The organism is Desulfotignum phosphitoxidans DSM 13687 (genome assembly GCF_000350545.1).
Taxonomy (GTDB): domain Bacteria; phylum Desulfobacterota; class Desulfobacteria; order Desulfobacterales; family Desulfobacteraceae; genus Desulfotignum; species Desulfotignum phosphitoxidans.
The window spans coordinates 1-12,250 of record NZ_APJX01000018.1 but is presented as its reverse complement, the minus strand read 5'-3'; the positions used below and the strand labels follow the sequence as shown (position 1 = coordinate 12,250).

8 protein-coding genes and 1 pseudogene are annotated in these 12,250 nt (G+C 50.1%); 8 read left to right on the top strand and 1 reads right to left on the bottom strand.

Annotated elements, in window-relative coordinates:
* Positions 1 to 7: 7 nt before the first annotated feature.
* On the bottom strand, positions 8 to 1,399 hold the full coding sequence (locus DPO_RS22690) for an ATP-binding cassette domain-containing protein (RefSeq protein WP_040012273.1): 1,392 nt from the start codon (positions 1,397 to 1,399) through the stop codon (positions 8 to 10).
* Between the two features lie 114 nt (positions 1,400 to 1,513).
* Between DPO_RS22690 and DPO_RS22685 the strand changes: the two genes are divergently transcribed.
* From DPO_RS22685 to DPO_RS26310, 8 genes and pseudogenes are all read left to right on the top strand, one after another.
* Positions 1,514 to 2,122: a 5' nucleotidase, NT5C type gene (locus DPO_RS22685; protein WP_006968723.1), complete on the top strand. Its 609-nt coding sequence runs from the start codon at positions 1,514 to 1,516 to the stop codon at positions 2,120 to 2,122.
* Between the two features lie 105 nt (positions 2,123 to 2,227).
* Positions 2,228 to 4,987: an aconitate hydratase AcnA gene (gene acnA, locus DPO_RS22680; protein ID WP_006968722.1), complete on the top strand. Its 2,760-nt coding sequence runs from the start codon at positions 2,228 to 2,230 to the stop codon at positions 4,985 to 4,987.
* A 300-nt stretch (positions 4,988 to 5,287) separates the two neighbouring features.
* Positions 5,288 to 5,524 (top strand): hypothetical protein, encoded by a 237-nt coding sequence (locus tag DPO_RS22670; protein WP_006968720.1) that lies wholly within the window; start codon positions 5,288 to 5,290, stop codon positions 5,522 to 5,524.
* A gap of 420 nt (positions 5,525 to 5,944) precedes the next feature.
* Positions 5,945 to 6,277: a putative quinol monooxygenase gene (locus DPO_RS22660; RefSeq protein WP_006968719.1), complete on the top strand. Its 333-nt coding sequence runs from the start codon at positions 5,945 to 5,947 to the stop codon at positions 6,275 to 6,277.
* Between the two features lie 101 nt (positions 6,278 to 6,378).
* The gene (locus tag DPO_RS22655) at positions 6,379 to 9,306 is read left to right on the top strand and encodes a chemotaxis protein CheB (protein ID WP_160166946.1); all 2,928 of its coding nucleotides are present in this window, start codon (positions 6,379 to 6,381) and stop codon (positions 9,304 to 9,306) included.
* Positions 9,303 to 10,724 (top strand): PAS domain S-box protein, encoded by a 1,422-nt coding sequence (locus tag DPO_RS24260; protein ID WP_006968717.1) that lies wholly within the window; start codon positions 9,303 to 9,305, stop codon positions 10,722 to 10,724. The genes DPO_RS22655 and DPO_RS24260 overlap by 4 nt, the downstream gene beginning before the upstream one ends.
* Positions 10,725 to 10,921: 197 nt before the next feature.
* Complete coding sequence (locus tag DPO_RS24255) at positions 10,922 to 11,842, top strand: PAS domain S-box protein (RefSeq protein WP_006968716.1); 921 nt, start codon at positions 10,922 to 10,924, stop codon at positions 11,840 to 11,842.
* A 195-nt stretch (positions 11,843 to 12,037) separates the two neighbouring features.
* A pseudogene (locus DPO_RS26310) lies at positions 12,038 to 12,250 on the top strand (hypothetical protein); the annotation flags it as partial.

Here is a 12,250-nt window from a genome sequence, read left to right as displayed (position 1 = left end):
GGACAGGTCACCGGCCCGGCGGCACCATTGTGACATGCTGCACAAAGAAATCCCGGCACTCGTCTTCCCGGTGACTCACGTAAAGAATGGTACTCAAATGGTCTTTGGCCACAAGGGTCAGAAAATCCAGCACCGCATTTCGGTTGGGCGTATCCAGCCCCTGGGTGGGTTCGTCTAAAATCAGCAGCTTCGGCCCTTTGATCAGGGCCCGGGCGATGAGCGCCAGGCGCTGGTCCGCAAAGGTCAGATCCCGGAAAGGCATTGAAGCCATCGATGCCATGTTCAGCCGGGACAGCCAGGTCATGGCCCGGTTTTTCTGACTGTCGGTCACGGGATTGTACAGGCCGATGGAATCGAACAGCCCGGAAAGAATACAGGCCAGCGCACTGCCCGGCACCCGGAAGTTGCGGTGCAGGTCCGGGCTGACAATGCCCATGTGCTGTTTGATGTCCCAGATGGATTCTCCCGTGCCCCTCCGGATGTTAAACAAGGTCAGATCACAGGTGTAGCAGGCCGGATGGTCCCCGGTGATCACCTGGAGCAGGGTGGATTTGCCCGTGCCGTTGGGGCCGGTGATCAGGGTGTGGTCCCCCTGGTCCACGGCCAGGCTCAGATCCGTGAACACGGCCCTTCCCCCATAACCGGCCGTGCAGCGGTGGAGCCGGACCAGTTTCTTTTTTTCATGCGCTTCAGAACGTGTCTCGTCTGCCGGGAAAAAATCCTGAACCGTGGCCTGAAAATCCGGCCGGGAGGTCCGGGCCAGGCAGGAAGCCGGCACCTGATCCGCAGGACCCTGAAACACAAGGCCGCCATTGGCCACAACGCCTATATGGGTGGTCCATGACGGAATGTCTGCCGGGTTGTAAACAAACATCAGGATCTGAATCCCCTTGGAAAACAAGTGACACATGGCCCTGTCCAGCTCTTTGCAGCTGTCCGGATCCAGGCCGTCAAACGGGGCCTGGATCACCAGACAGGTCGTTCCCCTGGTGATGGGGGCCAGCAGCAGCAGTTTCCGGGTCTGACCCGTGGACAGCTGACGATAGCCTTTGTCCAGGCTGTCTGTCATGCCCAGGGCCTGGATCAGCTCCGCATGATGCTCGATATCTTCCAGAAAATCCCTGGCAGATGTGCCGGGATCCAGCCGGTCCATGAAATCGGTGTCATCTTTTTTCAGCTCAGACTCATACACAGCCTGCTGGTCCTTGAAGGATACCACACCGGGCTGATCCGGCAGTGACCGTTCCGCCACCCGGCCTTTGATCTGCCTGCCGGACACCAGATCAAACAGATCGTCGATACCGGACCGGTTGGTTCCCAGAAAGGTCCAGGCCTGGCCGGGCAGGGCCAGGAACTGTTCAATATACACATGGTCTGTTTGTGCCTGGATAATTTTCATGGCGGTCATTGAAACAGGAAGTGGGTCAGATGGCAAGGCAAATTTTTTGGATCTCAGGCAAGGATGTCGCACCGCAAGATTTCCCATTTCCCGGGAATATGATATGATTTAATTATGAAACGAATATACGTGGATCTGGATGATGTGATTTCCAGAACAACCGATACTTACAGTGCCGTCATTGAACAGGAATTCGGCAGGCAGGTCCGGTTCGAGGACCTGAACTGTTTTGATTTGAAGGTGTCATTTCAACTGACGGAAAAGGAATACCGGCATTTTTTCGACCGGATTCACCAGCCCGACATGTTGATGAACTTTGACCCGGTCCCCGGAGCCGGGGAGACGATGGCCCGCTGGATCGATGCCGGCCACCGGGTGGACATTGTCACGGGCCGGCCTCCTTTGGCCCGGGAAACGTCTCTGGCCTGGCTGGACCGGCAGAAAATCCCCTTTTCCGAATTCATCATGGTGGATAAATACAACCGGTGCGAAGAACATCACCCCGGGGTGATCTCTAAAACCCAGCTGATGGCCCGTCCGTATGATCTGGCCGTGGAAGATTCCCTGGACACGGCCCTGTTTCTGGCCAAACACATGGCCGTGCCCGTCCTGCTGTATGATCGTCCATGGAACGCCCGGCCGGTGATGTATCCGAACATCTTCCGGGTGGAATCGTGGCGGCAGATTGCCGTTAATTGGAATTTTTCACCCGTTGGGTCTTGATCCGATCCGGGCGATTTCATGAATGACCTTGTCATTTTTAAGCCATCCGTGATAGAAGAAAAAAATAAAATTTAACTTAATTTTTCAATCATTCAGGGTGGTATCATGGAAAAAAATCAATTTCAAAAGACCATTGAAGTCGGCAAAAAAAAGATAACGATTTATGACATCAATCGGTTAAAAGACGTAATGGGCGTTCCGGATATCGGCAGACTCCCTTTTTCCATTAAAATTCTTGTGGAAAATCTGCTTCGAAAACTGGATGGCCGGATTGTCACTGAAAAAGACCTTTTAAACATTGCAACGTGGAAAAAACAATACAAAACCCCCGTGGAAATACCTTATCATCCGGCCCGCGTGCTGATGCAGGATTTTACAGGGGTTCCGGCGGTCGTGGATCTGGCAGCCATGCGGGATGCGGTCAAGGCCCTGGGCGGTGATCCTGCCAGGATCAATCCGCTGGCACCCGTGGAACTGGTAGTGGATCATTCCGTGCAGGTGGATTATTACGGGACCGGCAGTGCCATCACCAAAAATGTGGCCAAAGAGTATGAGAGAAACCAGGAACGGTATTCGCTTTTAAAATGGGCCCAGAAAAGTTTTAAAAACTTTAACGTGGTGCCGCCCAACTCCGGCATATGCCATCAGGTAAACCTCGAGCATCTGGGACGGGTCTTTATCATGGATACAGAGGCACAAGATTTGCTGGCCTACCCGGATACACTGGTGGGCACGGATTCTCACACCCCCATGATCAACGGGATCGGGGTGATGGGATGGGGGGTTGGCGGCATAGAAGCGGAAGCCGTGATGCTGGGGCAGCCTTATTACATGTCTGTTCCTGAAGTCATCGGTGTCAGGCTGATCGGGAACTTGAAAAAAGGCGTGACAGCGACCGATCTGGTATTGACCATTACGGAAATTTTGAGAAACGAAAAAGTGGTGGAAAAATTTGTCGAGTATTTTGGTCCGGGGATGAAACACCTGTCAGTCACGGACCGGGCCACCATCGCGAACATGACCCCGGAATATGGGGCCACCCTTGGGTTTTTCCCCATTGATGAAAAAACCATTGAATATCTGGAACTGACCAACCGCGCGGAACAGGCAGCTGTGGCGGAAGCGTGTGCCAGGGCCTTAGGTCTTTTTTGCACCCAAGACAGCGAACCGGTTTATACCAAAGTGGTGGAAATTGATTTATCCAGGGTTGAACCCTGCCTGGCAGGGCCTGCCCGGCCCCAGGACCGTATTCCCCTGGGTGACTTGAAATCCGGCTTTGCCCAGGTACTGGGATGTGAATACCACCGGGATGCAGAACCGGAAAATCTGTCTAAATTTATCGACGAATCCGGGTGTGAAACCCGGCGTGCGCCAAAATGTGTGCCTGTCAGCAAGCGGCAGATCGATCTGGAAATCAACGAAAGACCTTTGAAGCTGGGTGACGGGTGTGTCGTAATCGCGGCCATCACTTCCTGCACCAATACGTCCAACCCTTCGGTCATGCTCGGTGCCGGGCTTATTGCCAAGGCAGCCGTTGAAAAAGGCCTTAAAATTCCTTCCTATGTCAAAACGTCACTGGCCCCGGGATCAAAGGTGGTGGTTGATTACCTTGAGGATGCCGGACTGTTGCCATACCTGGAAGCACTTGGCTTTCATGTGGCCGGGTTTGGGTGTACCACATGCATTGGCAACAGCGGTCCGCTTCATCCGGAGATTGAAAAGGCCATTGCCGATAACGACTTAAACGTCGTATCGGTATTGTCGGGCAACCGAAACTTTGAAGCCAGAATTCACCAGAGCGTAAAAGGCAACTATCTTGCTTCGCCCATGCTGGTTGTGGCGTTTGCCATTGCCGGAAGAATCGATATCAACGTGAACACGGAACCCGTGGGATTTGATCCCAACAATGAACCCGTGTACCTTGAAGATATCTGGCCGTCGGATGACCAGATCCGAAAGCTGGTTCAAAAACATGTGAAACAGGCATTTTTCAGGAAAGAATATGATAAAATTTTTGCCGGTGACCAATTCTGGCAGGATCTGGATGTCACAAAAAGCACCACATTCACATGGAATGACCCATCCACGTATATTAAAAATCCCCCTTATTTTGAAAATTTCAAGAAGGAAACAGACAAGCCCGAAGATATTTCAGAGGCAAATGCCCTTGTTTTACTGGGAGATTCAGTCACCACGGACCATATTTCGCCTGCCGGCGCCATCCCTGAAGAATATCCCGCGGGTCAGTATCTGATCCACAATCAGGTCAAACCTGAAGAATTCAATTCCTATGGGGCGCGCCGAGGAAACCATGAAGTCATGATGCGCGGCACATTCGGAAATATCCGGATAAAAAATCAGATGGCCGGCGTCAGGGAAGGCAGTTTTACCTTGAAGTTCCCATCGGGCCAGGAAAAATTCATCTATGATGCAGCCATGGCATATCAAAAAGAAAATAAGCCGCTGGTGATATTGGGGGGGAAAGAATACGGCACGGGGTCATCCCGGGACTGGGCAGCCAAAGGAACCGCCCTTTTGGGGGTGAAAGCGATCATTGCCGAATCCTACGAAAGAATTCACCGCAGCAATCTGGTGGGCATGGGGGTGCTTCCTTTGGTCTTCGAAAACGGTGAAAGCTGGAGAAGTCTGGGTCTGGACGGCTCTGAAACGTTTTCAATCAAAGGGATCGCAAACATGACGCCACGAAAGACCCTGGAAGTGACGGCCCGGAAAACCAATGGCATTCAGGTCCAATTTTTAGTCACTGCCCGCCTGGATACGGTGGTGGATGTGGAATATTTTGAAAACAATGGCATCCTGCCGTGTATTTTAAGAAAACTTTTGAAAATGGAATCACAGGCATAACGCTTGTTTTGCGGTTGAAATCATCCCAGGCATTCTTATGTTATTGATTAGCAAGACAGTATGCCGTTCATGTGATACACAGCGTGCTGTCTTAAATCAAAAAACCTGTTGCCGGGAGGTGTTCCATGGCAGAATCATTAAATAATCGTACAAAACAGCGGCGCGCCGGGAAAAAAGAAAATCTCAAACAAAAACGCAGAGAATGCGAGGACACTACCTACAGCCGGGATGATCGGCATGCCTGTTATCGGTGGGCTGAAAAAAAAGCGGTCAGCAGACCACCCAGACAAGGAGGTTCCCATGCAGCAAAAAACTAACACCCCGTTTCTGGTGGATCTGGATATATTGAATACCCATAATGAAAAAGGATGTGAGGCCTGCAACCGGAAATTCAGTCTTGGAGATACCGTGGTTATGGCGTGCGGATCCTGGCCGGATGATTGTATGAAACTGATCCATGAGCATGAGGCTGTGTTTGATGAAAATACCCGGGCCTGGTATGAACGAACCTATTACCAGAGCCTGGCACAATCCTGAAGTTTAATCCATTATAAAAATCCGGCCCTGTGGGTCCAGGTCAGCGTGAGATGGCTTTGCTGGGCCGGTATCCTCTCCGCCTGACCGGGCGATGGTCGGTTTTCCACCTGACATTTTATACGCCTACGCTCAAAAAGGCGATATATGACCCATTGAGCAAATACGCCCTTTTTTTCGCATTTTTCCCGCCTTTGAATATGAGTGACTTTTCTTTTTTGTCCTTGAAAATCAATGTCATACAAAAAGTTTTTTCCATATCACCGGTGTGGCACAATGATTGCCATATTCAGCATTGACCAGAGATAACAGAAGCGTTGTCTTTGCCCGGTATCTTGTCAGCAAATCCAAAGCGGTTGTTCAGAAACTGTTTGTCTGCAGCCGGACTGCTGTCAACCCAAACTATTTTAAGAGGTGAGTGATATGATCATTGTCAGAACAACCCTGAAAGTGTTTCCGGAAAAGCAGCTGGAAGTCATACAGACACTGCTTTCGCTGATTGAACCGGTGGGAGGGGAACCCGGCTGCAACAGCTGTTGTGTATTTTGTGACATCAAAGACAAGCACCGCCTCATATTGCTGGAGGAATGGGAGACCCAAAAGGACCTGGACCAGCATATACAATCCCTTCGATTCGGGGTCCTTTTGGGAACCAGAACCCTCTTATGTGAGCCGCCTCAAATTCAGATCCATACGGTGAACAAGACCCAGGGAATGGAGACCGTTCATGCCATCAGGCAAAATAAAGAGGAATAAGTTTTTATCCGTTTCCTTGACAGAAGGCAGTTGCCCGGCCTATAACCAGAACAGTTTATATCTTTCGTACATTCCAATTTCTCAGGACAGGGGAAATGTCCATGACAAAAAAAGAACAGCCGGCAAAAGACAAACCGGCCCGGCAGGACATTCCAAAATCCGGAACCGCTGCTGCCCGGTTTCCCATTGTCGGAATCGGGGCTTCCGCCGGCGGCCTGGAAGCCTTTGAATCGTTTTTCAAAGCCATGCCCCCAGACAGCGGTATGGCCTTTGTCCTGATATCTCATCTGGACCCCACCCATATCAGTATCCTGCCGGAGCTGATTCAGAAAAAAACACAGATGAAGGTCCATCAGATAACAGACGGGCTGACGATTCAGCCCAACAGGATCTATGTGATTCCGCCCAACAAGGATATGGCCATTTTAAACGGCACCCTCCAGCTCATGGATCTGCCCCAGCCCAGGGGATTCAACCTTCCCATTGACAGTTTTTTTAAATCCCTGGCCCAGGACCAGGGCCCGGATGCCATCGGCATTATCCTGTCGGGAACCGGCAGTGACGGCAGTCTCGGAGTCAGACAGATCAAGGGGGAACTGGGCATGGTCATGGTCCAGGACGAGGATTCCGCCAAATATGCAGGCATGCCCCGAAGTGCCGCTGCCACAGGCCTTGTGGATTATGTCCTGGCTGCGGACAAGATGCCCGAAGCGCTGGTTAAATATACCCGGCATGCTTTTGTCAAACCCCGGGACCCGATTACGAAAGATGAAAAACAAACTCAGAATGCGCTGCAAAAAATTTATATTCTTCTTCGAACCCATACCCATCATGATTTTTCCCTTTACAAGAAAAATACCATTGTCCGGCGGGTGGAACGGCGGATGCATGTGCATCAGATCGATAATATTCAAGATTATCAGACCTTTCTGACCCGAAGCGAGCGTGAGATCCATGTCCTGTTCAAAGACCTTTTGATCGGTGTGACCAGTTTTTTCAGAGATCCTGACGCCTTTGCCGTGCTCAAGGAAAAATATTTGCCCGAACTGCTGGCCGATAAACCGGAAGGGGCCATGGTCAGAATCTGGGTGACGGGATGCAGTACGGGGGAAGAGGCCTATTCCATGGCGATTTCAGTGCAGGAATGCATGGAAAAAATGAACCGGCATTTCAATGTCCAGATATTTGCCACGGATATTGATCCGGATGCCATCAACACGGCCAGATCCGGACGCTATCCCTTAAGCATTTCAGCAGATCTCGATGCGATAAGATTAAAACAGTTTTTCACCAAACAAGACAATCACTACAAGGTCAAAAAACCCATCCGGGAAATGCTGGTGTTTGCATTGCAGGACCTGATCAAAGATCCGCCGTTTACAAAACTGGATATCATCACCTGTAGAAATCTTCTGATCTACCTGGAGCCGGAATTGCAGAAAAAACTGTTTCCCGTGTTTCATTACAGTCTGATGCCGGCGGGTCTCTTGTTCATCGGTTCATCCGAGTCCCTGGGCCAGGAAACCACCCTGTTTGAAATTTGTGACCGGAAATGGAAAATATTCAAACGCAAATCAGGCGTGTCAAATGCCAAGCCCATATTGAATCTGCCGGTCCCGGCATCCCCTGAAGAAGCGTCGGTCATCACCCCCCCTGAAGCAGTCACAAGGGCGGAAGAGATCAACAGCTTTAAACTGGTGGAAACCATTTTGCAGGAAAGCGATACCCCTCCCTGCGTCATTATAGATGAAAAATTAAATATCGTGTATATCCACGGCCGGACGGGAAAATATCTGGAACCCGCCGCCGGCAGGGCGTGTTTCAATATTCTGGACATGGCCCGGCCCAGTCTGAAAACCGTGCTGGCATCGGCTATTCGAAAATCCGCGGGCATGAAGCAGGAAGTTGTCTGCAAAGGGGTTGATATCGAAGACAACGGCGGCACCATCAAGATTGACCTGACGGTCAAGCCGGTCCCGGCATACGGGGCTTTTCGCGGCATGCTCATGGTGGTGTTCAAAGATGAAAAAAAAACAAAAAACAGGCCCAGGCCCAAAGCCCCCCGGAAAAACGATACCATAAACCGGCTTGAACAGGAGCTGCAATACACCAAAGAAAACTTGCAGACCACCATTGAAGAGCTGGAGACCGCCAATGAGGAACTCCAGTCCACCAATGAAGAACTCCAGTCCGCCAATGAGGAACTCCAATCCACCAATGAGGAGCTGGAAACTTCAAAAGAGGAACTCCAGTCTTTGAACGAGGAGTCCGCCACCGTGAATGCGGAACTCCAGAGCCGGCTCAATGAATTGTCCGATGCCAATGACGACATGAAAAATCTGTTGAATGCTACCCAGATCGGGACGATTTTTCTGGACATGGACATGGACATGAATATCCGGCGGTTCACCGACCGAATCATCGACTTGATTCCTCTGGCAGCAAGCGATATCGGCCGGCCGGTCAGCCATTTTGCCACACAATTAAAACAATTCCACATGGTGGATCATGCCCTGCAGGTCTTAAAAGATCTGATCCCCCGGGAATTTGAAGTGGAAAGCCGGGACAACAAGTTATTCAGGGCAAGGATCATGCCGTACCGCACCATGCTAAATGTCATTGACGGCGTGGTGGTGACCTTTGAAGATATCACTGAATTCAATCGGTATCGCCTGACGGCCCATCGCCTGTCCGTGATTATGGATTCAAAGGATGCCATCCTGATCCAGGATAAAAATGGCGCGATTTCCTTCTGGAACCGGGGGGCCGCCGACATGTACGGGTATACGGAATCCGAGGCCCTGAAAATGAATATCAAGGAGATGATCCCCCAAAAAAATCATACAGCGTTTCTGGAATTGATAGACAAGGCGTTTGCCGGTAAATTGTTCGACAGCCTTGAAACCTGTCGAATCACCCGGTCAGGCACTGTTCTGAAGGTCTGGGTGATGGTTTTGGCACTGCGGAATGAAAAGGATATGACCAACGGGGTCGTCACCATTGAGAGGATCATCCCGGAGACAGAATGAATCAGATGAAAAATATAACAGCCGAAGAAAAATTCAATGCATTGCGCCGGCAGGCGGAAGCATTGATGGCAAACCCGGATTTTTCAAAACGATCGGTCGAATTGGAAGACCCGCTCCAGTTAATTCATGAACTCCAGACCTTCCAGATTGAACTGGAACTGCAAAACGAAGAGCTTCTCCGGGCCCAGCAGGAATTGATGGAATTTAAAATCCATTATACCCAGCTGTATGATTTTACGCCTGTGGGATATGTCACCCTGGATGCAAAAGGAAAGATCTTCGATGCCAACATGACCCTGGCCCGGATGCTGGAAACGGAAAGGGGTGCTCTTGTCAACCGGTCCCTTTCCGACCATATCCTTTCCCAGGACCAGGATATTTATTACCTGCACCTGCAAGCTCTTTTTACGTACAAAAAAAGACAGATCTGTGACCTTAAAATGAAAAAAAAGGAGGGGGCTTTTCTGGATGTGCAGCTGGAAAGCACGGCGATCCCGGAGTCTTGTCAGGGGGAAGCCCGGTTTCGCACCGTCATCATTGATGTCTCTGACCGGAAGCGCACCGAGCGGTTACTCAAATACGGCCGGCATCAATTGGAATCGGTTCTGAACCGGATTGAATCCAGCGTCTATGTGGCGGACATGACCTCCCATAAAATTCTTTTCATGAACACGTACATGAAAAAAAAGCACCAGGCAGATCTGACCGGCCAGGTCTGCTGGGCAGCCATCCATGGAAAGCAGACCGGGCCCTGTGACATCTGTAACAACGACACGCTGGTGGATGAAGACGGCAACCCCACAGAGCCGTGTATCTGGGAAGTTTACGACCAGGAATCTGATCAATGGCATGAACTGACCAGCCTGGCCGTCCCGTGGACCGACGGCCGGCTGGTGCGCCTGGAAATCGCCAGGGACATCACCCGGCGCAAAAAAGCTGAAAAGCAGCAAAAAGAGATCACGCTGACCCTTGAAGAAAAAGTAAAGCAAAGAACGGCGGAACTGGAAGATATGAATGCCACTTTGAGAATATTGCTGAAAAAAAGAGAAGAAGATAAAAATGAAATCGGAGAAAATATCTTTGCCAATCACAAACTCATCCTGGCCCCCATCATCGAGAATCTGAAAAAAAACCTGACCCTGGAAAGCCAGAAGGATATGATGGATATCCTGGAAACGGAGTTGAAAAATATCATTTCGCCTTTTTCAAAAAAATTATCCGATCACATGGTGAATTTAACGCCCATGGAAATTCATGTCGCCGATCTGGTGAAGTTCGGAAAAACCAATAAAGAGATATCGGAAATCACGCACAGCTCCATCCACACCATCTCCCGCCATCGCGAAAATATCCGGAAAAAGATCGGCTTGAAAAACAAAAAAATAAATCTTCGCTCCTTTCTCCTGACGCTGGAATAATGCCTATTTTAAATAGGTGATCCGTTGGTTTTTTTCTGCCTTTCTGTGTTGTTGACCTAAGAGACGATTCCCTTTAGAGTGAAAGATGTCATAAGAGCCGGAAAATCTTGATCTGATATCTTTTTAACGGAAATACCGGCTCAAAATCCGTTCACATTTTCTATCCCGGCAGGGAAAAGGAAAAACTGAGGTTGCGAATGAACAAAAAAGACATGATCCAGGAAAAATTTGATGAATTGCGTCGAGAGGCGGAAGCGTTGATGATGGAAAAAGGGTTTGAAAGCCAGTCCGTGGTCGACCGTGATCCCCTTGAACTGATTCAAGAACTCCAGACCTATCAGGTTGAGCTGGAACTGCAAAATGAGGAGTTGCAGCGCTCCCAGCAGGAACTCATGGAATTTAAAACGCGGTATACGGAACTGTATGATTTTACCCCTGTGGGCTATGTCTGCCTGGATAAAAAAGGTGTGATCCGCAATGCCAACCTGACTTTGGCCGACATGCTGTCATTGGAAAGAAGTTCGCTGATCGACCAGCCTTTGACCCGTCATGTTTTTTTCGAAGACCAGGATATCTGTTACGGGCATCTGAAAGATCTGGCCGAGTCAACACAGCGGCAGATATGTGAACTGCGCATGAAAAAATCAGACGGCACCCTTGTGGATGTGCAGCTGGAAAGCACGGTGTTTCCCTATCAAAGCTGGAGGCCGGAACAATTCAGGACCGTGATCATTGACATCACTGAGCGCAAACAGATGGAAAAGGAACAAGACGCGTTACGGGGACAGCTTTATCAGAGTCATAAGATGGAGTCCATCCGGACCATTGCCGGCGGGATTGCCCATGATTTCAACAATATCCTGTTCATTATCATCGGGAATATTGACATGGCCGTTGAAGAAACCAAAGACTGGCATCCGGTCTATCCCAAACTTGAAAGAATCCGGGCCGCTGCCGAGCGGGCCGCAGGAATTGTCAAGCTGCTCTTGAACTTCAGCCGGACCTCGGACAAAAAACAAACCCCCGTGGATTTGATCGATGTGATCAAAGATTCGCTTGTTTTGAGTGCAGACTCAAAAAATGATGGAAAATATTGCAAAAATGGTCCAGAAAAGTGAGGGAAAAAGAAAGGAGCCCCCTCACGTTTCTTGGCTGATGCGTTGATAGAGGGCTCCTGCCACATTAACCAATGGCGGGACCATGATATCACTATATGTGCTTACTCAACAATCATTATTTTCTCTTCTTCATCAAATTGACTTGGATCTGGCGAGGCAAACCAAAGAACGCCGCTGCCCTATTGTGGGGGACCGTTGCACTATGCCAACTACTGGCGTAAACCGCGTGGCGGCCCTCCAGATCTTGAAACACTCTTTGAGCTTCGTTACAGCCTTTGCTGCGGGCGCGAAGGATGCCGCCGGCGCGTCATGCCTCCATCGGTCAGGTTTTGGGACCGCCGGGTGTATTGGGCTCCTGTGATTTTGTTGCTCACCGCCATTCGTCAGGGAAAAAATCCGGATGCAACC

Bases quoted from the DNA above. Each gene is read 5' to 3' on its own strand.
- DPO_RS22660 (WP_006968719.1), top strand. From the start codon at position 5,945: ATGATCATTGTCAGAACAACCCTGAAAGTGTTTCCGGAAAAGCAGCTG.
- DPO_RS24260 (WP_006968717.1), top strand. From the start codon at position 9,303: ATGAATCAGATGAAAAATATAACAGCCGAAGAAAAATTCAATGCATTG.
- acnA (WP_006968722.1), top strand. From the start codon at position 2,228: ATGGAAAAAAATCAATTTCAAAAGACCATTGAAGTCGGCAAAAAAAAG.
- DPO_RS22690 (WP_040012273.1), bottom strand. From the start codon at position 1,399: ATGAAAATTATCCAGGCACAAACAGACCATGTGTATATTGAACAGTTC.
- DPO_RS22685 (WP_006968723.1), top strand. From the start codon at position 1,514: ATGAAACGAATATACGTGGATCTGGATGATGTGATTTCCAGAACAACC.
- DPO_RS22670 (WP_006968720.1), top strand. From the start codon at position 5,288: ATGCAGCAAAAAACTAACACCCCGTTTCTGGTGGATCTGGATATATTG.
- DPO_RS24255 (WP_006968716.1), top strand. From the start codon at position 10,922: ATGAACAAAAAAGACATGATCCAGGAAAAATTTGATGAATTGCGTCGA.
- DPO_RS22655 (WP_160166946.1), top strand. From the start codon at position 6,379: ATGACAAAAAAAGAACAGCCGGCAAAAGACAAACCGGCCCGGCAGGAC.